General features: G+C 65.7%; 18 protein-coding genes, 1 pseudogene and 1 riboswitch. Of the genes and pseudogenes, 10 read left to right on the forward strand and 9 right to left on the reverse strand.

What is annotated here, in order from left to right; genetic code table 11:
* Positions 1 to 651 precede the first annotated feature (651 nt).
* A riboswitch (ZMP/ZTP riboswitch) is annotated at positions 652 to 731 on the forward strand.
* A 32-nt stretch (positions 732 to 763) separates the two neighbouring features.
* The gene (folB, locus tag K426_RS10950) at positions 764 to 1,183 is read left to right on the forward strand and encodes a dihydroneopterin aldolase (protein WP_066556840.1); all 420 of its coding nucleotides are present in this window, start codon (positions 764 to 766) and stop codon (positions 1,181 to 1,183) included.
* 33 nt (positions 1,184 to 1,216) lie between these two features.
* Here the strand turns inward: folB and K426_RS10955 are convergent, their stop codons facing one another.
* Both K426_RS10955 and K426_RS10960 read right to left on the reverse strand, forming a co-directional pair.
* Complete coding sequence (locus tag K426_RS10955; RefSeq protein WP_066556842.1) at positions 1,217 to 2,665, reverse strand: cobyric acid synthase; 1,449 nt, start codon at positions 2,663 to 2,665, stop codon at positions 1,217 to 1,219.
* 75 nt (positions 2,666 to 2,740) lie between these two features.
* Positions 2,741 to 3,361 carry a DJ-1/PfpI family protein gene (locus K426_RS10960; protein WP_066556846.1) on the reverse strand — a complete coding sequence of 207 codons (621 nt, stop codon included), beginning with the start codon at positions 3,359 to 3,361 and terminating at the stop codon, positions 2,741 to 2,743.
* A 329-nt stretch (positions 3,362 to 3,690) separates the two neighbouring features.
* Between K426_RS10960 and K426_RS31275 the strand changes: the two genes are divergently transcribed.
* The 4 genes from K426_RS31275 (at position 3,691) to K426_RS10980 (ending at position 10,212) form a co-directional block, all read left to right on the forward strand.
* The gene (locus tag K426_RS31275) at positions 3,691 to 3,894 is read left to right on the forward strand and encodes a hypothetical protein (protein ID WP_145907280.1); all 204 of its coding nucleotides are present in this window, start codon (positions 3,691 to 3,693) and stop codon (positions 3,892 to 3,894) included.
* A 549-nt stretch (positions 3,895 to 4,443) separates the two neighbouring features.
* The gene (locus K426_RS10970; RefSeq protein ID WP_082748571.1) at positions 4,444 to 5,220 is read left to right on the forward strand and encodes an ImuA family protein; all 777 of its coding nucleotides are present in this window, start codon (positions 4,444 to 4,446) and stop codon (positions 5,218 to 5,220) included.
* 175 nt (positions 5,221 to 5,395) lie between these two features.
* Entirely contained in the window at positions 5,396 to 6,949 is a 1,554-nt protein-coding gene (locus K426_RS10975) for a DNA polymerase Y family protein (protein ID WP_237230052.1), read from the forward strand.
* Positions 6,949 to 10,212 carry an error-prone DNA polymerase gene (locus tag K426_RS10980; protein ID WP_066556851.1) on the forward strand — a complete coding sequence of 1,088 codons (3,264 nt, stop codon included), beginning with the start codon at positions 6,949 to 6,951 and terminating at the stop codon, positions 10,210 to 10,212. Before K426_RS10975 ends, K426_RS10980 begins: the two co-directional genes overlap by 1 nt.
* 73 nt (positions 10,213 to 10,285) lie before the next feature.
* On the opposite strand, the gene K426_RS10985 is transcribed toward K426_RS10980, so the two are convergent.
* On the reverse strand, positions 10,286 to 12,262 hold the full coding sequence (locus K426_RS10985; RefSeq protein ID WP_066556854.1) for an MFS transporter: 1,977 nt from the start codon (positions 12,260 to 12,262) through the stop codon (positions 10,286 to 10,288).
* Between the two features lie 84 nt (positions 12,263 to 12,346).
* On the opposite strand from K426_RS10985, the gene K426_RS10990 reads away from it, so the two are divergent.
* The 5 genes from K426_RS10990 to K426_RS11005 all read left to right on the forward strand — a co-directional run bounded on the left by K426_RS10990 (position 12,347) and on the right by K426_RS11005 (position 15,338).
* Positions 12,347 to 13,075, forward strand: a complete 729-nt coding sequence (locus K426_RS10990) for a dienelactone hydrolase family protein (RefSeq protein ID WP_066556863.1) — start codon at positions 12,347 to 12,349, stop codon at positions 13,073 to 13,075.
* 34 nt (positions 13,076 to 13,109) lie between these two features.
* On the forward strand, positions 13,110 to 13,667 hold the full coding sequence (locus K426_RS10995) for an NADPH-dependent FMN reductase (RefSeq protein ID WP_066556865.1): 558 nt from the start codon (positions 13,110 to 13,112) through the stop codon (positions 13,665 to 13,667).
* Between the two features lie 200 nt (positions 13,668 to 13,867).
* Positions 13,868 to 14,392, forward strand: coding sequence for a Dps family protein (locus K426_RS11000; protein ID WP_066561677.1), 525 nt, complete (start codon positions 13,868 to 13,870; stop codon positions 14,390 to 14,392).
* A 29-nt stretch (positions 14,393 to 14,421) separates the two neighbouring features.
* Positions 14,422 to 14,562 (forward strand): hypothetical protein, encoded by a 141-nt coding sequence (locus tag K426_RS31815; RefSeq protein ID WP_158511738.1) that lies wholly within the window; start codon positions 14,422 to 14,424, stop codon positions 14,560 to 14,562.
* 125 nt (positions 14,563 to 14,687) lie between these two features.
* Positions 14,688 to 15,338 (forward strand): GNAT family N-acetyltransferase, encoded by a 651-nt coding sequence (locus tag K426_RS11005; RefSeq protein ID WP_066556867.1) that lies wholly within the window; start codon positions 14,688 to 14,690, stop codon positions 15,336 to 15,338.
* Positions 15,339 to 15,357: 19 nt separating this feature from the next.
* Here the strand turns inward: K426_RS11005 and K426_RS11010 are convergent, their stop codons facing one another.
* The 6 genes and pseudogenes from K426_RS11010 to K426_RS11035 form a co-directional block, all read right to left on the reverse strand.
* Positions 15,358 to 15,618 (reverse strand): hypothetical protein, encoded by a 261-nt coding sequence (locus K426_RS11010; protein ID WP_066556870.1) that lies wholly within the window; start codon positions 15,616 to 15,618, stop codon positions 15,358 to 15,360.
* A 137-nt stretch (positions 15,619 to 15,755) separates the two neighbouring features.
* Positions 15,756 to 15,920, reverse strand: a pseudogene (locus tag K426_RS30300) (tyrosine-type recombinase/integrase); the annotation flags it as partial.
* A gap of 201 nt (positions 15,921 to 16,121) precedes the next feature.
* On the reverse strand, positions 16,122 to 16,430 hold the full coding sequence (locus K426_RS11020) for a hypothetical protein (RefSeq protein WP_066556876.1): 309 nt from the start codon (positions 16,428 to 16,430) through the stop codon (positions 16,122 to 16,124).
* Between the two features lie 2 nt (positions 16,431 to 16,432).
* Positions 16,433 to 17,143 carry a glutathione binding-like protein gene (locus tag K426_RS11025; protein ID WP_066556879.1) on the reverse strand — a complete coding sequence of 237 codons (711 nt, stop codon included), beginning with the start codon at positions 17,141 to 17,143 and terminating at the stop codon, positions 16,433 to 16,435.
* 55 nt (positions 17,144 to 17,198) lie between these two features.
* The gene (locus K426_RS11030) at positions 17,199 to 17,840 is read right to left on the reverse strand and encodes a peroxiredoxin (protein WP_066556882.1); all 642 of its coding nucleotides are present in this window, start codon (positions 17,838 to 17,840) and stop codon (positions 17,199 to 17,201) included.
* Between the two features lie 43 nt (positions 17,841 to 17,883).
* Positions 17,884 to 18,471 carry a hypothetical protein gene (locus tag K426_RS11035; protein WP_197672700.1) on the reverse strand — a complete coding sequence of 196 codons (588 nt, stop codon included), beginning with the start codon at positions 18,469 to 18,471 and terminating at the stop codon, positions 17,884 to 17,886.
* Positions 18,472 to 18,511: the final 40 nt, after the last annotated feature.

The following is an 18,511-nucleotide window of genomic DNA, read 5'->3' on the forward strand; positions in this document are numbered from 1 at the left end:
CCGGTTCAGAGGCAGGCACCCTTCCTTTTCGGGAGCGTGCCGCCGGCTGTTCCAACACGCCCGCAAATGATGGGGAATGTGATCGAGTAGGACGTGCATGTGCTTAATTCATTGCCGATAGGCCGCATAGGCTGAGGCCTAGAACGCCTGAACAAAGATCCGACGGGGGCCGGCGTCTCGCGGGCGGTGGTCCAACCTTTTATCCACGTCGCCACTATGCCGGGATCGGCCATCAGATCGTTTTCAGCCATATCCCCGCCTAGCATACATCAATGCCTATTTGGCCGGTTGAGCGGGTTCCGGCCCACGGCGCGAGGGCGGCGCCGACCGCCTCCGTATCCATGATGCACGCGCACAGGCGCGCGGCGGTTTCCAGCCCATTCGCGTGATCGGCGGGCTCCATATCCGCCGTGGCGTCGGAGACGGGACCGCCGTGACAGGTGACGTTTTGCTGATTCAACCATCGCCCCGAGCACGGCGGCGATGGTCGCAAATATGACGACATGCCGCGCCCTAAAGGGAGCGCCACCAGACCGCGCTAAGGCTCAGAGTCGGCTTCGTCATGGGCCGTTGATGCCACGCCAGCCACAAAGTCGGCAAGAGCGGCCGACACCATTGCAGTTGAGAGGCTTGTTGCGGCGCGCTAGTAAACCGCGTTCGCGCGACTGGCGATTGAGATGGAGCACCATCGGGAAGCGCGAGCGGTCGAGCCCCGCGCCTGGGCAATCGGGAAATCCGATCCACCTTCAAGCGACGGACCGCTATGTTGACCACCATCCAGATCACCGCCTTGCAGACCTACGGCTATCACGGTCTGTTCGAGGAAGAACGCAGCCTCGGGCAGAAATTCAGCTTCGATGTGGAAGCGACGCTGGCGCCGACGACGACCCATCGGGATGACAAGTTGAGCGGGTCGATCCGCTATGACGGCGTGGTGGATGCGGTCGTGGCGCTCGCGGGCGAGGCCAAATATCAGACGCTCGAAGCGCTTGGCGAGGCGGTCGCGATCGGCCTGCTCCGCCAATTCCCCGCGATCGAGACCATCTCGGTCGGCGTCTCCAAGTTCAGCCCGCCGATCCCCCACACGTTGAGCAAGGTCGGCATTGGGGTCCGACTCGCGCGCGCCGAGCTGGACGACAAGGCCGGCCGGATTGCCGAACCGGCCTATGCCGGTGCCAGCTAGAAGCGAAGCGAGGCTGCTGTTGGCCTTGGTCTGCTAGGCTGAAAGGGCGAGTATCGCATCGATATCGATATGCCGTTCGAGTTCGGCGGCAAGGCCATCAAGCGCAGCATCAACCGAGGCGTGATAATCGACGCCCCCACCCTTGCCGCCAAGCCGCGCGGCCCATGCCGCGCGTTGCCGTGTGTCCGCCAGCAGCCCGTGAAGGTAGGTGCCCGAGACCAGGCCGTCGGCGCTCATCGCACCATCACTCCGCCCATCATCGAGGTGCACGAGCGGGCGCGCCGTGTCGGAGCCGAAGGTCGTGCCGATGTGTATCTCATATCCCTCGCAGCGCTCGCCCAGCGCCTCGCCCGAAACCCGCCGCAGCGCCTTGTCGCCTGCGAGCACAGTTTCGACATCGAGCAGCCCGAGGCCCGCCACGTCCGCGGGTGGCCCCTCGATGCCGTACGGGTCCGCGATCCGCTTGCCGAGCATCTGATAGCCGCCGCACAGGCCCAGCACCGCGCCGCCACGACGGCGATGGGCGAGGATATCAATATCCCAGCCTTCGCGCCGGATCGCGGCGAGATCGGCGATCGTCGCCTTGGAACCCGGCAGCACGATCAAAGCAGCCTCGGCCGGGATCGGTTGGCCTGGCGGGATCATCGCCAGTTCTATGCCCGGTTCGAGCTTGAGTGGATCGAGATCGTCGAAATTGGAGATACGCGGCGTGATGGGGCAGGCGATCAGCAATCTGTCGGAGGTGAGCGCGCCCTGCTTTTCCAGCACGACCGCATCCTCACTTGGCAGCCGCGCACAATCGGCGAGCCAGGGCACCACGCCCAAGCCGCGCCAGCCCGACAGGCGCGAGATGTCGCGATAACCGTCCTCGAAAAGCGCGGGATCACCGCGAAACTTGTTGATGAGGAATCCGTGGATCATCGCCGCGTCTTCGGGATCGATCACCGCGCGCGTGCCGACGATTGCCGCGATCACCCCGCCGCGATCGATGTCGCCAACCAGGATGACCGGCACGGAAGCCGCGCGGGCGAAACCCATATTGGCGATATCGCCTGCGCGCAGATTGATTTCGGCGGGGGAACCGGCACCCTCGACCACCACGATATCGCATTGCGCGCGCAGACGCCGATAGCTCGCCAGCACATCGTCCAACAGAGCGGCGCGGGCTTCGCGAAAATTGCCGGCCGCGAGTGTGCCTCGCACTTTCCCGTGGACGATGAGTTGGGCAGTCCGGTCGGCTTGGGGCTTCAACAACACGGGGTTCATATCGGCCGTTGGTTCGACCCGGCACGCGATCGCCTGTGTGGCCTGGGCACGACCAATCTCGCCGCCATCGATCGTTACCGCAGCGTTGTTGGACATGTTTTGCGGCTTGAAGGGCCGAACCGCTAGTCCGCGATTGGCAAGGACGCGGCATAGCCCGGCGACGAGGACCGACTTGCCAACATCGGAGCCGGTGCCCTGAAGCATCACAGCGCCCATGCGACGGCCTCGGGAAAGACGGCCGTGGTGTAAAGCGAGTGCAGCTCCCAGCCCAAGGTTGATCCGATCGCCGCGTCAGGCCGCGAGCGACCGATCGGCACTGAGGAACGGCGAGACGGCCGCAATCGCCCGATCGACATATAGCGCCTTCTCACCAACCGGCGCGACGTAGTGCATGGCCTCTTCGGCATCGCGCAGCGAGGCCCCGCGCGCGATCATCCACGTCACTAGGTATTGCGACGCGAGGCACCCGCCAGCAGTCGCCACATTCCCATGCGCCACGAATGGCGCATCGAGCACCTTCACGCCCGCCTCGATGACCCACGGCTTTGTGGTCAGGTCCGTGCAGGCTGGCAAACCGCCGATCAGGCCGAGCTTGGCGAGAAGGAGTGTGCCCGAGCATTGCGCGGCGATGAGCTGGCGCGAGGGATCGAGCTTGAAGCGTGACAGAAGTTCGGTGTCGGCGGCAATCTCGCGCGTCTTAATCCCGCTGCCTATCAGCACGGCGTCAGCTTCGGCCGCGAATTCAATCGGGCGCTGGCGGGAAATGGTGACGCCGTTCATCGACGTGACTTGCTCTGTTGGGGATGTGATATGCGCCGCCCAGCCCTTCGCCTTTAGACGGTTCAGGATTGCGGCAGCGACGAACGAATCCAGCTCGTTGAAGCCATCGAACGTCAGAACTGCAATCTGCATTGAAACCTCCTGCCGAATAGCGCCTATCCCGCGCCGCCTGTTGAGGCCGTCGGTGAGACGGCGGATGCCCTACCATATGTCCGCAATGGTGCGCGTCTAGAAAAACGATGCTTTCGAGAACACACTAAAGCGGTTCGAGCGGATCGGCCGGGGCGCGTCGATCGCAACAATGGCGCGAATCCAAGACGGAACGCCGGCAGGGCTAGAGGCCATTCACGCCGAGTTCGGCGATGGGGTGGAAATACAGGTCCACGATATACTGCACCGGACGAACCCACGATCTTATGATATAGGGGACGGGCTCAAACACTGGCAGGAGGAACTAAGCCGTGGATCGACCGAGCAGAGATTATTCGACCAGCTCTGTCGCATCAGGCGAGAGGGACGAGGCTCCGACGACTTCGAGCGCCAAGCGCGAGGCCAGCCCATCGCGGCGCGGGACGCGCGCGTGGCACGCCAGTCTGACGGAAGCGGCGAAGCGCCTGGCGACGAACCCCGACGAACAGGCGAAGATCGAGGCACGGAGCTTCTAAGGGGCCTCTACGTCCCCACGGCCGCCGAAAAGTCGGCGGCCGAGGCCCCGGCAGACGACGGCACCTATACCGGCCCGATCGTCGCCATCGACACCAAGACCGCCACGCACCTCGTAGGCGGCAAGCGGATCGACCATCAGCTCCGCTTTCTCCGGCAAGACCGGCGACCTGGCCGAAGGCAAGACGCTCGCGATCACCTGTCGTGGCGGGATCGGAAAAATAGTCGATCCCCAAACCCAAGCCAAACCCGCTCCCGGGGCCGCTAGCGTGCGGGGGGGGACCCGGATCTGCAGCATAGTTTCGGCCGACTATGGTGGACGAAAAGGGGGCCGGGATTACTCCCGGCCCCCCAACTCCCGGATCGGGGCGAGCGCCGGCAGGCGCGGCCCCCGAGGCGTCGGCCCCCGCGCTGCGCTGTGAAGCGAGTTGCACGCGGAGCGACGACGATCTTGCGCGCATCGATACTCGGCGAGCTGATCGGAATCAGCAGCCTTGACGAATCCTCCGACTCATTGGAACATAATAGGAACGAAAGAGTCGACGTGACTGATGTCCATGCAACCCGCCCCAATCGATCGGCCTCGCGCCGAACAGCTTGCCGCACTTCGCGCGCAGCTTGCGCAGGCGCACGCCCCGCGCGGGCCGGTGCTGGCGTTCGAACTCGCGGCGCTCGACGACCGGTTGGCCGATCGCGGTCTCGACGGCGCCGGCCTGCACGAGATCGCGGCCGCCAGCTCCGCGCTGAGCGATGACGCCGCGGCGACGCTGTTCGCGGCCGGAATCGCCGCCCGGTTCGCAGGCCAGCCAGGATCTACGGTGCTGTGGGCGCTGACCCGATTCGATCTCTATGCGCCGGGCCTCGAACAGGTCGGGCTTCGCCCCGATCGCGTCCTGTATGCCCAGGGCCGCAAGGACAGCGACGTGCTCGCGCTCGCCGAGGATGGCTTGCGCGACGGTTCGCTTGCTTGCGTGATCGCCGAGATAAAGGCGGCCGACCAGACCGCCACGCGGCGGCTCCAGCTTGCCGCGTCGGACGGCAAGACGCCGATGCTGCTCTATCGGCGCCATCGGTCGCGCGAGCGCTGCCCGCTCGAGCAGCCATCCTCGGCGATGACGCGCTGGCGCATCGGCTGCATCTCGTCGGCACGGCTTCCCTATCCCGGCGTCGGCCGGGGCCGCTGGTTGGTCGAGCTGATCCGCCAGCGGAACGGCAATCCTTTTTCTCTTGAAGTTGATGCTTGTGATGACACGGGTCGCCTCGCTCTACCTGCCGCAGCTCCCGATCGAGCGGCTGCGCCGGTCGGAGCGGCCAGCCAAGCCGCCTGAGCTGGTCCCCCTCCCGCAGGTGGTGTTACCACCGATTGACGACGATCCCGGCGCTTGCTCGGCACCACGCGGCGGCGGCTGGCGCCCCGGTGCGCGCTGGGCGCGCGACGACACAATTGGGCAGGGGCCGCGCCAGGCCGAGATCGACGCGCTCCCCAAGCACCAGCGCCCTACCATGCAGCAGATGGGACGGCGCAGCGAGCCAGTCGAACATCCGTTCAGGGCGATGCCGCCCGATGAGGGCGCGCCGGATTATGCGCCGGGATGGCTGCAGCCGGCGGTGGTGACGTTCGGCAGGCCGGTGATCCTGATCGAACGCGTCGGGCAACGCGATGTCGTCACCGCGGCCTGCCCGCTCGCGCTGGACCTGGGCCTGCGGCCTGGCATGGCCGCCGCCCACGCCCGCGCGCTTGTCACTGATCTCGACGTACGCGATGCCGAAGGCGAGAAGGACCGCGCCTTGCTCGATCGGCTTGCTCTGCACGCGATCGGTCGCTGGACGCCGACCGCCAGCGTCGCCGCACCGGACGGACTGTGGCTCGATCTCACCGGCACCACCCACCTGTTCGGCGGCGAACAGCGCTTCTGTCGGCGTCTGCTCGCTTTCCTGCGCAGGCTCGGCTTCACCGCCACGATCGCGATCGCCGGTACGCCGGGCGCGGCGCATGCGCTCGCGCGCTATGGCGGAGACGCCATTACCGTCCTGCCGCCCGGCGCCGAAACGCGGGCGATCGCCGAACTGCCACTCGCCGCCCTGCGCCTGGCCCCGGAGGCGCTGACCGCCGCCGCCCGGTTCGGGCTGGAGCGGGTCGCGGACCTGTATCCGATGCCGCGCGGCCCGCTCGCGCGGCGGTTGGGCGTCGCGACGGTCCAGCGGCTCGACCAGGCGCGCGGGGCTGTGGCTGAGCCGATCGTGCCGGTCGTGCCATTCGAGGAACCGCACGTCGCACGTCGGCTGCTCGAACCGATCGGCACGGCTGAGGCGATTACGCAGGTCATCGGCGATCTCGTCGACGATATGGTGGGCCTGCTCCAGGCACGCGGGCTCGGCCTGCGCGCGGCGGTGCTGACCTGCGTTCGGGTCGATGGCGAGGCGCAGCACATCGGCCTCGGCACCGCCAGGGCCACGCGCGATGCGAAGCATCTCAAGCGTATGTTGGGGATGCGGGTCGAGCGGATCGAGCCGGGACTGGGAATCGAGGCGATGGCGCTCGCAGCGCCGCGCGTCGAAGACCTGTTCCCGCACGCGCTGGGTGCCCGACTTGGTGGTGAGACCCAGGCGTCCGATCTCGCGCCCTTGGTCGATCAGCTCGCCGGCCGCGTCGGCGACGCCGCCCTGTTCCGCGTGGGCAGCCAGGAAAGCGACGTTCCCGAGCGCGCCGCCTGCCGCGCCGACGCGCTCGCGTGCCCGACCGGATGGCCGGCATGGAAGCGGCCGGCGCGGCTGCTGCGTCGGCCCGAGCTGCTGGGACAAGTCGTCGCGCTGCTGCCCGACCATCCGCCCCGCCGCTTCGTCTGGCGCGGCAAGCGCTATCGCGTCGTCGCCGGCGACGGTCCCGAGAGGATTCATGGCGAATGGTGGCGCAAACCCCAAGAGATGTGGGCAATCCGGGACTATTTCCGGGTCGAGGCGGAAGGCGGCGAGCGTTTCTGGTTGTTCCGGCGCGGTGATGGTGTGGACGCGCCGACCGGCGATCTCTCCTGGTACATGCACGGGCTGTTCGGCTGATGGCGGTCTACGTCGAGCTTCAGGTCACAAGCCACTTTTCGTTCCTGCGCGGCGCGTCCTCACCCGAGGAGCTGTTCGCCGCGGCGGCGTTGCAGGGCCATAAGGCGCTTGGCCATGCCGATTGGGGGAGCGTCGCCGGCGTCGTCCGGGGCTGGGAAGGGCAAAAAGCGACCGGCGTCCGCATGATTCCCGGTGCGCGGGTTGAGCTGACCGATGGCCGCGCGCTGCTGTTCTACCCCACGACACGCCCGGCCTGGTCGCGGCTCACCCGGTTGCTGACGGCGGGCAAGACACGCGGCGGCAAGGGCTGCTGCATCCTCGACTGGAGCGACGTCGTCGCCCACGCCGACGGGCTGATCGCGATCCTCGTGCCGGACTTGCCGGACGACACGACCGCCGCGCATCTTGGCGAGCTGCGCGAGGTGTTCGGCGCGCGCGGCTATCTGGCGCTGTCGCTGCGGCGCCGGCCGGACGATGCCGAGCGACTGCACCGACTCGATGCAATGGCCCGCGATGCGGGGATGCGCGGCGTCGCGACCGGCGATGTCCTCTATCACGCGGCCGAGCGGCGGCCGTTGCAGGACGTCATGACCGCGATCCGCGAGAAGACCACCATCGATGCGCTCGGGTTCAGGCGCGAGCGGCATATGGACCGTGACCTGAAGGCGCCGGCCGAGATGGAGCGTCGGTTCGCGGCTTTCCCCGATGCGATCCAGGCAAGCGCCGATATCGCCGCGCAATGCCGGTTCGACCTTGGCGAGATCCAGTATCAATATCCCTATGAGCAGGTGATGGCCGGCCGGACGGCGCAGGAAGCGCTCGCCGCGCTGACCGAGGAAGCCGCCGCGCGGATGTTTCCCGATGGCCTTCACCCAGGCTATCGCGGCCAGATCGATCACGAACTGCGGCTGATCGATCAGCTTGGCTACGCGCCCTATTTCCTGACCGTCAACGCGATCGTCGCCGAGAGCCGGCGGCGCGGCATTCTGTGTCAGGGACGGGGCTCGGCCGCCAATAGCTGCGTCTGCTACATGCTCGGCATCACCTCGATCGATCCGATCAAGCACGAGCTGTTGTTCGAACGGTTCGTGAGCGGAGAGCGCAAGGAACCACCTGACATCGACGTCGATTTCGAGCATGAGCGGCGCGAAGAGATCATCCAGTGGATCTACGAGACCTACGGCCGCCACCGCTCGGCGCTGACCGCGGTCATCACCCGCTACCGCACGCGCGGCGCGGTCGCCGAGGTCGGCAAGGCGCTCGGCCTGCCGCGCGATCTCACCAAGATGCTGACCGGCCTGGTGTGGGGCTGGTCGATGGACGGCATCCCGGACGAACAGATCGCCTCGCTCAACCTCAATGCCGAGGATCACCGCCTCAAGCTGACGCTCGAGCTGGCCCGCCAGCTCGTCGGCACGCCGCGTCACCTTTCGCAGCATCCCGGCGGGTTTGTGCTCACCCAGGAGCGATTGGACGACCTCGTGCCGATCGAGCCGGCGCGGATGGAAGACCGTCAGATCATCGAATGGGACAAGGATGATATCGACGCCTTGAAGTTCATGAAGGTGGACGTCCTGGGGCTCGGGATGCTTGGCTGCATGAACCGCGCCTTCAATCTCCTGAAGGAGATGAAGGGAATCAAGGTCGGAATGGCCGACCTGCAGGACGATGACCCGGGCGTCTATGCGATGATCCAGAAGGCCGATACCTTGGGCGTCTTCCAGATCGAGTCCCGTGCGCAGATGTCGATGCTGCCGCGGATCAAGCCGAACAAATTCTACGATCTGGTCATCGAGGTCGCGATCGTCCGGCCTGGACCGATCCAGGGCGATATGGTCCATCCCTATCTCCGTCGCCGCGAAGGCAAGGAGAAGCCCGAATACCCCAAGCCGGAACTCCGCGCCGTGCTCGAGAAGACGCTGGGCGTGCCGCTGTTTCAGGAGCAGGCGATGAAGGTCGCGATCGTGGGTGCGGGCTTCACGCCCGCCGAGGCCGATCAGCTGCGCCGCGCAATGGCGACGTTCAAGCTCACCGGCGGCGTCAGCCATTTCTACGACAAGCTCGTCGGCGGCATGGTGGAGCGCGGATACCCACAAGACTTCGCGGAGCGCACCTTCAAGCAGATCGAGGGATTCGGCAGCTATGGCTTTCCCGAGAGTCACGCCGCATCGTTCGCCAAGATTGCCTATGCGTCATGCTGGGTGAAGCATCACCATCCCGACGTCTTCTGCGCGGCCTTGCTCAATGCGCAGCCGATGGGCTTCTATGCGCCCGCGCAAATCGTGAAGGACGCGCGCAACCACGGTATCGAGGTGCGTCCGGTGTCGATCAACGACAGCCATTGGGATTGCACGCTCGAGGCGACCGGCGGTCGTTATATGGCGGTGCGGCTCGGGTTCCGGCAGGTGCGCGGGCTCGCCAATCTTCACGGTGCGGCGATCGTCGGCGCGCGCGGGCCGGCACCCTATGAGAGCGTCGAGGAAGTATGGCGCCGCGCCGCTGTGCCGCGCGCTGCGATCGAGCGACTGGCCGAGGCAGATGCCTTCCACTGCATCGCCGAGAACCGGCGGCAGGGATTGTGGAAGGTGAAGGGTCTGGGCGAAGCGCCGCTGCCGCTGTTCGTGGCGGCCGACGAGCGCGACGCCAAGTTCAGCCCCGAAGGGCTGGAGCCATTGGTGGCGCTCCGCCCGATGAGCGATGGCCGCGAAGTGGTCAAGGACTATCGTGCGCTCCAGCTCTCGCTGCGCGGCTATCCGGTGAGCTTCCTGCGCGGCCAGCTCGACGCGATGAAGATCGCGCGATGTGTCGATCTCCCGACCATCCGCGATGGCCGCAATGTCGAGGTCGCCGGCGTGGTCCTTGTTCGACAGCGCCCCGGTTCAGCCAAGGGCGTGCTGTTCGTAACGATCGAGGATGAGACCGGCATCGCCAACGGCATCCTCTGGCCCGATCGGTTCGAGATCTACCGCCGACAGGTCATGTCCGCTTCGATGATCGCGATCAGAGGGCGCCTCCAGAAGGAGGGAGAGATCATCCACATCATTTGCGACCGCATCACCGACCATAACGCCATGCTCCGTTCGATCGGGCGAATGGATTTCGCGGTGGCGCAAGCACGCGGCGATGGCTCGAAGAATGGCGGCGGTCCCGATCCGCGCGATCCCGCATGGAGCCCGCGCGGCCGTGTATTGGCTTCGCCGCCCTATGGCAGCGCAGCCGAGCAAGAAGAGATTCTGCGCGTCCGCAGCCATGACTTTCATTGATAGAGCGAGCGAAGCCACGCAATCCTGGGCATGCTTCTGCCGCGATCATGTTCGACGATCGCCGAGCGTGCGCTCAGGATATTCTCGCGTTCAGGGTAGGCAGTTCCGCCACCAGCTCGCGCGCCAGTCCATTGAGCATCGTCCTGACCTCCTCATGCTCCTCGGGCGACCAGCGTTCGAGGATATGCGCCAACCACGCGCGATAGCCTGCGATGATGTTCTCGAAGATCGCGCGGCCGGCATCCGAGACCGCAAGGCGGCCCTCGCGCGCGCGCCTCAGCAAACCCCGGTCGACAAGTCGGCCGGCGATCGGCCCCAGAGATCCTTCGCCCAGGTTCGCCGGTAATGCTTGCGGAGCCCGACAGAGCTGTACGAGCAGCCACATCTCATCCGGTGCGAGCGAGATTCCGCGTCGTTCGGCGATGCGGCGATATGTCTCCCAGCGATGCTCCCGCCGGCCCAGGCGCGTCACGATCAGCTCGAGCTCGTCCAGCGAGGTCGCGTCATGCGGCATTGCGAAGCTCTCGCCGATTGTCTCCGACCGCTCGCCATCCCGCAGCGGCACCTCCTTCAGGAACCAGGTCAGCAGGAAAGCGAATGCTGCGATCACCGCCGCCGACAGGAACACGGGGTGCAGCGCTGCGGTGAATACCTCAAGATAGACATGGCGAACGCCCGGCGGCAGCGCGGCGATCGCCACAGCATCGCTCGCCGTCGGCAGCCTGGCACCCGCCGGCATGCGGCTGGCGAGCCCGCTCGCCAGGTTCGCGGCGAAGATCGCGCCGAACAGCGACACGCCGACCGAGCCGCCGGTCGAGCGAAACAAGGTCGTGCCAGACGTGGCGACGCCCAGATTCCGGTAGTCGATAGCGTTCTGGACGGCCAGGACCAGCACCTGCATGACCATGCCGAGCCCAAGGCCGAGCACCAGCATGTAAGCGGGCGCCACCCAGATGCTGCTCGCTACGCCGAGCGTGGAGAGCAAGCCCAGACCGACCGTCATCACCGCGGTGCCGATGATAGGAAACAGCCGATAGCGCCCGATCCGGCTGATGATCTGCCCGCTGGCGATCGAGGTCACGAGCACGCCCCCCATCATCGGCGTCAACTGCAAACCGGCGGTGGACGGGCTCACGCCCTTCACCACCTGCAGATAGATCGGCATGTATGTGACCGAGCCGAACATCGCCAGGCCGACGATGAACCCGACCGCGCAGGCGATGAGGAAGGTTGGGTTGGCGAAGAGCGGCAGCGGCAGGATCGGCTCTGCGGCACGGCGTTCGACCATGATGAAGCCAGCCAGCGCGACCAGTGCGACCCCCGCCAGCCCCAGGCTCATAGGGGAATCCCAGGGATAGGTATGGCCGCCAAGGCTGGTGAATAGGACAAGCGCCGTCAGAAAAGTTGCCATCAGCGCGGCCCCGGTCACGTCGATCGCTGGTCGCCGCCGCTCGGCGGGCGAGGTGAAGGCGACGGCGATCACGCCCAGCGCCAGGAGGCCCAGCGGCAAATTTATGTAGAAGATCCAGCGCCAGCTCAGATGCTCGACAAAGAAGCCACCGATCAACGGTCCGAGCACGGTCGACAGCCCGAACACGCCACCAAAAAAGCCTTGGTATCGGCCCCGGTCGCGCGGCGGGATGATGTCGCCGATCGCCGCCATAGTCGTCACCATCAGCCCGCCCCCGCCGAGTCCCTGAAGCGCGCGGAACGCGATCAGCGCGCCCATGGAGCGGCTGAGCCCGCACAGTGCCGAGCCGGCCAGAAACAACAGGATTGCGCCCTGGAGCACGATCTTGCGCCCGAACAGGTCGCCCAGCTTGCCATAGAGCGGGGTGACGATGGTGGTCGCCAGCATATAGGCGGTGACGATCCACGAAAGGTGCGCGAGCCCGCCAAACTCGCCAACGATCGTCGGCAGCGCCGTCGACACGATCGTCTGATCGAGTGAAGCCAGCAGCATCACCAGCATCAGCGCCCCGAAAATCAGTCGCACCGATTGTGGCGGCGCTGCGGGCGCCGTCGGCGTGACCGATGTCTCCTTGAGCATGCGAACGCGATTCCCTCTCCGTTGCTACGCTCTTCCTCGGGGTCTACCGCTTGTCCTTCAAGAGCAAGTTGGGAGACAAACCGGATGCCCACAGAAACCCTGACCTATTCGGCCGATGGGCTCAAGATGAAGAGCGACCTTTATATCGACGCTTCACGCGCCGGGCCTCGCCCTGGCGTGCTTGTGTTTCCCGAAGCCTTCGGGCTCGGCGATCATGCGAGGTCGCGCGCAGAGCGGCTTGCCGCGCTTGGCTATGTCGCCTTGGCCTGTGACCTTCACGGCCAGGGCAAGGAGTTTGACGCCCTGGACGCCGTGATGGGGCTGATCAATCCACTGCGCGATGATCCGAGTCGAACGCGCGCCCGCGCACGTGGCGGGCTGGACGCGCTGCTTGCGCGGCCGGAGGTCGATGCCACGCGGGTGGCTGCGATCGGCTATTGCTTCGGTGGCACGATGGCGCTCGAGTTGGCGCGGGACGGCGCCGCCATCGTCGGTGCCGTCGGCTTTCACAGCGGGTTGGCGACCGTCGCGCCGGAGGATGCCAAGGCGATCAAGGGCAAGGTGCTCGTCTGCATCGGTGCCGATGATCCCGGCATCGACGCAGCGCAGCGCGCGGCCTTCGAAGCGGAGATGCGGGCAGGCGGCGTCGACTGGCAGATGAACCTTTATGGCGGCGTCGTCCACAGCTTTACCAACCCGGCGGCCGATCGCCTCGGGCGGCCGGACTTCGCCCGCTACGATCCCAAGGCGGATGCGCGATCCTGGGCCGAGATGCGCGCATTCTTCGACGAGATATTCGGCGAAGCCGCATGACCTTTCAAAACACCGCTGGCCGGGAGTTCCTAAAATGACGGCGATCGCAGTTTTCGTCGGAAGCATTCGCAAGCAATCCATCAACCAGCGCCTCGCGCGCGCCGTCGAAGCGCTGGCGGGCAAGCGGTTCGAATTCAGCTATGTCGATATCGGCGGCCTGCCGCACTACAATGAGGATTTGTGGTCGGACCCGCCGGAAAGCGTCCAGACGCTCAAACGAACGATCGAGGCGAGCGACGGCGTGCTGTTCGTCACGCCCGAGTACAACCGGTCGATACCAGGCATCCTCAAGAATGCGATCGACTGGGGATCGCGACCGACGGGTAAGAGCAGCTGGATCGGAAAGCCGTCCGCGATCATGGGCGCCTCGCCAGGCGCGGTCGGCACCGCGGTAGCCCAGTCCCATCTGCGCAACACGCTCTTGGTTCTCGACGTCGTGCTGATGGGCCAACCCGAGGCTTATCTGCAGCTCAAGCCGGACGCGATCGCCGACGACCTCACCATCGCGGACGATCATTTGCGCATCTTGCTCGAGCGGCAGCTGGACGCCTTCGAGGCGTGGATCGGGCGCGTCCGGCGCTGGCACGGCTGAGACACTATCGTTACGAATGGAGGCTCGCCGCGCGTTTCAATACAGCCCGCAGCCAAGCTCATGGACACCCTCCTCGCGTTCGGCGGAGCTGCCGCCACCGATGATCCGCGCGGTCGCAACGCGCGCGCTTCCAATGACTGATCCTCACGCTATGGTCTGATGGCGGGAGGGTGCGAGTCAAAAACTGGAAGGACAAGGACATGGCCAGAGCCGCCAGATCGAAAGCAACGCCACAAACGGTGGAAGGCGACGGCAATACGCTCAATACGAGCGTGGACAGCAATGTCCGCGAAAAGGTCGCCGAAGCGCTGACGAAAGCAGTCGCCGATAGTTACACGCTGTACGCCAAGACCTTGGGGGTTCACTGGAATGTGCAGGGCCCGAGCTTCTACGGCCTCCATAAACTGACTGACGCGCAATATAATGAGCTGCACCAGGCGGCGGACGCGCTGGCGGAACGCATCCGTGCGTTGGGCAAGCTTGCCCCGACCGGCAGCGAGACATTCCGTGCGCTCACGGTGATCGAGAACGAGACGCCGCACAGGCCGACCCCGGAGATGATCGCGGAGCTGGCCAGGGACAATGAGACGGTGGCGCGGCGGATGAGCGAGTTCGCCGAACTCGCCGACGAGGCCGGCGATCTGTTCACCCATGACATGCTCGTGGCGCGCATCGGCGTTCATGAAGAGAATGCATGGATGTTGCGCTCAAGTCTCGGCGAATAGTCCTCGGGCGGCGCGGGCGAGCGAGGCGCATGGTCATCGATCCCGACCGGTTCGACGAGGCGGTGCTCGCACTCCGGTGGCCGAAGCTGCTGCCGCTTCCGTGGTTCGCGATCATCCTGCTTATGGCCGCGTCCGCCGGAGGCGGCCTGACGGCAGCGCGGCCAGCCTGATGCTGCGCTTGATGCGATCAAAGGCAGGAGAAAGCTGGGTGCTGCGTCGTTACGGGCGGCCTCGCGCCGTCTGGCGCTAATGTCTCGGCCCACCTCTCGGCCATTGACGCATGTCAGGATGGGGCATGGCTGACGAAGACCTGGTGGCCGATCCCCGCATCGTGGCGACATGGATCAAAGGATGGACGCTCGCCCGTGAAACTCCACCCCCCGTCGAGGATCACGGCGGATTCCGTGTGGATGTCGGCTGGCCGCAACAGCGGGTCCGCTACGTCTTTCCCCGCATCTCGCCAGCGATGCGCGAGCTAGCGGCGGGGATCACTGAGCCTTGGGTCTTTGTGAAAGCCTGTGCCACCCCAAGCGCGATGCGGGCCGCGCTGCCAAACCGCTGGGCCATTCAGCCGCCGGGCTTCATGATGACCTGTTGCGGCCAGATGGCCGGCGGGGCCCCGCCTGATGGCTATTCGCTCGATGCGACGGACCCTATGCCGCTCGCGGTCGTGAAGGCGCTCGCTTCAAGCGGCGAGCTGGCGGCGATCGGGCGCGTCGTCCGCGTCGGCGAGTTCGCCATATATGATCGGATTGAAACCACCGCGGCGCATAGACGACGCGGGCTCGGCCGCGCTGTCATGAAGAAGCTCGAAACGATCGCGCGAGGTGCCGGCGCGACGCGGGGCGTATTGGTCGCCACGGCTGATGGCCGGGGCCTCTATGAAGCTTTGGGCTGGGAGCTACTTTCGCTTTACACCACCGCCGTCATTCCACCGCCGGCATGAGCCGATCGCGCTGCGAGCGTCAGCGCTGGCTGCATTTGAGGTCCATGGCTCGCCGATCAAGGTCGGAGAGGGTGCCGCCGATCCTCGCCGACTCGTCATCCAAACAACGCTGCTTAGGCGTGCGATCGTCCCGCTCCACTGGCACGACATACACGCCGTAAGGATATGCCGGCGTGGTGATGATGCGCCCTTGCGGCTTGGCATCGTGGCCGACCGTCATCGTCGAGCTGACGGGCGGTTTTGCGGAAAGCGGCGTGGCCGCGATCGCAAGCAACGTCATTACTATCGCCTGAGCGGTCGATCTATTCCGTGACATAGGCAGCATATTGCCCCGAGTGGGCCTCGTATCAAGTTAACGAGCGAATCCAGTTCAGCACGCGCGCCACCGCGCCCGGCCTCCCGTCACCGGGCCGCGGGTCATAGGGGCGGCCGGTCATACGGGTGGGTAGTGCGGGTCGAATAATGATGCGCCTTCGTCGCGGCGGTCTCCAGCGTGCCGCCATTTTTCGAATAGGTGCTAATGCCGGTCGCGCGGAGCGAAGGGTTGCCGATCGCCCTCGCAATCCCGGCCGCGCCTGTCTGCCCAACCGAAGGGGGCAGCCATGAGGTATCCATAAAAGGATTGCGCTCCCGTCAGTTGACCTCGCCCAAGCTCGGCATCGGGATCCTCGCGCGGGATGAGGACCCACATGGGTCGTATGCGGCCGGGTGGCCCCAGGCGACCCCGCTCGTCGCACCAGCAGGCCGACAGATCGCGGAGTACGAGAAAGTCGCCGGCCATCGCTAGAGGCTCTCGGCACAGGCAGCGGATTCGACCTCCAGGGTACCGACACCGCGAGACTGCGAGAACGCGGCGGGACGGGTCCGGCCAAGCGCCTGGCGATAGAGCGTGCTGGCCCCTTGGCTGATCGCCACGGCGCGTTCGGGCGGGCATGCGCGCAAGGGTAGGGGGCAGCGATCATGCGTTGCGATGCGGATGGGCGCCTCCGACGGTGGCTCTAACCCAAGGGCGGGCGGCCGACCGACCATTGGGCGCAGGGCGCCTGGCTGGATCTCCATCGCAGCGCCGACGATGGCGTGGCGACCGGGCATGGCTATCTTCCCCGCACCACGGCCGCGGTCTGGCCGTAGAGGATCCGCCGTGCTTCGTCGCTCTGCGGGGCGTTCGCGTCAGGGTTGATCCGCTCTACCAGCGCATAGGCGCGTTCGGTCGCTGGCCGCGCGCGGATCGCTTCGAACCAGCGCTTCAGGTGCGGGAACTCGTCAAGCGACTGGCCCTGCCGCTCATAGGGAACCACCCAGGGATAGCTGGATATATCGGCGATCGAATAGGACTCGCCGGTGAGGAAGGACCGGTCCGCCAGCCGTTTGTCGAGCACGCCGAACAGGCGGTTGGTCTCGTTGGTGTAGCGCTCGATCGCGTAGGGAAGCTTTTCCGGGGCGGCGTAGCGGAAATGATTGTTCTGGCCCGCCATCGGGCCAAGCCCCGCCATCTGCCAGAACAGCCATTGCAGAACCTCGGCGCGGCCGTGGAGATCGGACGGTATCAGCTTGCCGGTCTTCTCGGCGAGGTAGAGCAGGATCGCGCCCGATTCGAACAGCGAGACCGGCGCGATGCCACCGGCAGGCTCGGTGTCGACGATCGCCGGGATGCGGTTGTTGGGCGCGATCGCCAGGAAGGCGGGCGCGAACTGCTCGCCCTTGCCGATGTTCACCGGCAAGATCCGGTAGGGCAGGGCCGTCTCCTCGAGGAAGATCGTGATCTTATGCCCGTTGGGAGTGGTCCAGTAATAGAGATCGATCATATCGCGCCTCCTGCCGATGCTTGGCCCATTGTTCCGGCGATGTCGCCGCCGCTCTTCAACCGGTTGTCTCGGGTTGCCGTACGGTGCGCAGATAGGGTTTGTGGGTGGTCCATCCTTGCGGGAACAGGTTGCGCGCTGCATCGTCGTCGAGCGACGGCACGATGATCACATCGTCGCCCTGCTTCCAGTCCGCGGGCGTCGCCACCTTGTGCTTGTCGGTCAGCTGCAGGCTGTCGATCGTCCGCAGGATCTCCGGGAAGTTGCGACCGGTCGAGGCCGGATAGGTGAGGGTGAGGCGGAGCTTCTTGTTGGGATCGATCACCAGCACACTGCGCACCGTGGTGGTGTCGGACGCATTGGGATGGATGAGGTCGAGCAGCGTCGAGACCTTGCGGTCATGATCGGCGATCAGCGGGAAATTGAGCGCGGCACCTTGCGTCTCCTCGATATCTCGTGCCCAGCTCTGATGACTGTCGGCGGGATCGACCGACAGCCCCAGCACCTTGACGCCGCGCTTGTCGAACTCGGGCTTGAGCTTGGCGACCGTGCCGAGCTCGGTCGTACAGACCGGCGTGAAATCCTTGGGGTGCGAGAACAGCACGACCCAGCCGTCGGCCGCCCATTCGTAGAAATGAAGCGGGCCTTGGGTCGAATCCTGGCTGAAATCGGGAACCGTATCGGACAATTTGAGCGACATGTTGCATCTCCTTCGAATGGTTCATGGAAAATCGGATGCGGCCTCAACGTGAATCGAACAGGGCGGTGTTCGTCCAGCCGACCGCGACCGGGACGGGCGGCGGGCTTCGGAGCCAGGATCGGGATGGCGCGCATTCTTCGACCGCCTCGCGCACCTTCGACAGCAGCGTCCAGAGCCAGCGCGCATCCGCGGCGGCCCGGTGCCGCGCCGGACATAGCCGGTCCGCCTGCCCTTGCGCTGAGAAGATCTGCTCGCTTGTGGCGCCCAGCTCGTCCAGGACGCAGCGGACGTGCTCGATCGGCGAAGGCAGGCGGACCGCTGTCGCATCAACCAGCGTATCCCACCAATAGGTATCAATACTGCTGTCCGCGATGACGCGTCTGCCCCGGACGGACCGGCTGAGTTCGGCGACGACGACCTCCGCTTCGAACCCTTCCTGGTCGAGCTGCTCGCGCCGGATGCCGTGCAGATCGAGGGCTTCATCGGTCCAGTCCCAGTCCCGCCAAAGCGGGTCCGGCTTGATGAGCCAGGATCGCGTACCCGCCTGATCGGTGATCGCTACCTCGATCGGAAAGGATCGTCCGTGCCGGGGCAGGCAGCTGGCTTCGAAGTCTATTGTCACATAATCCATCAGAGCTATCCCGACTGCTATTTGCAGTTTAGGCCTCCCC

Source organism: Sphingobium sp. TKS (assembly GCF_001563265.1).
GTDB lineage: Bacteria > Pseudomonadota > Alphaproteobacteria > Sphingomonadales > Sphingomonadaceae > Sphingobium.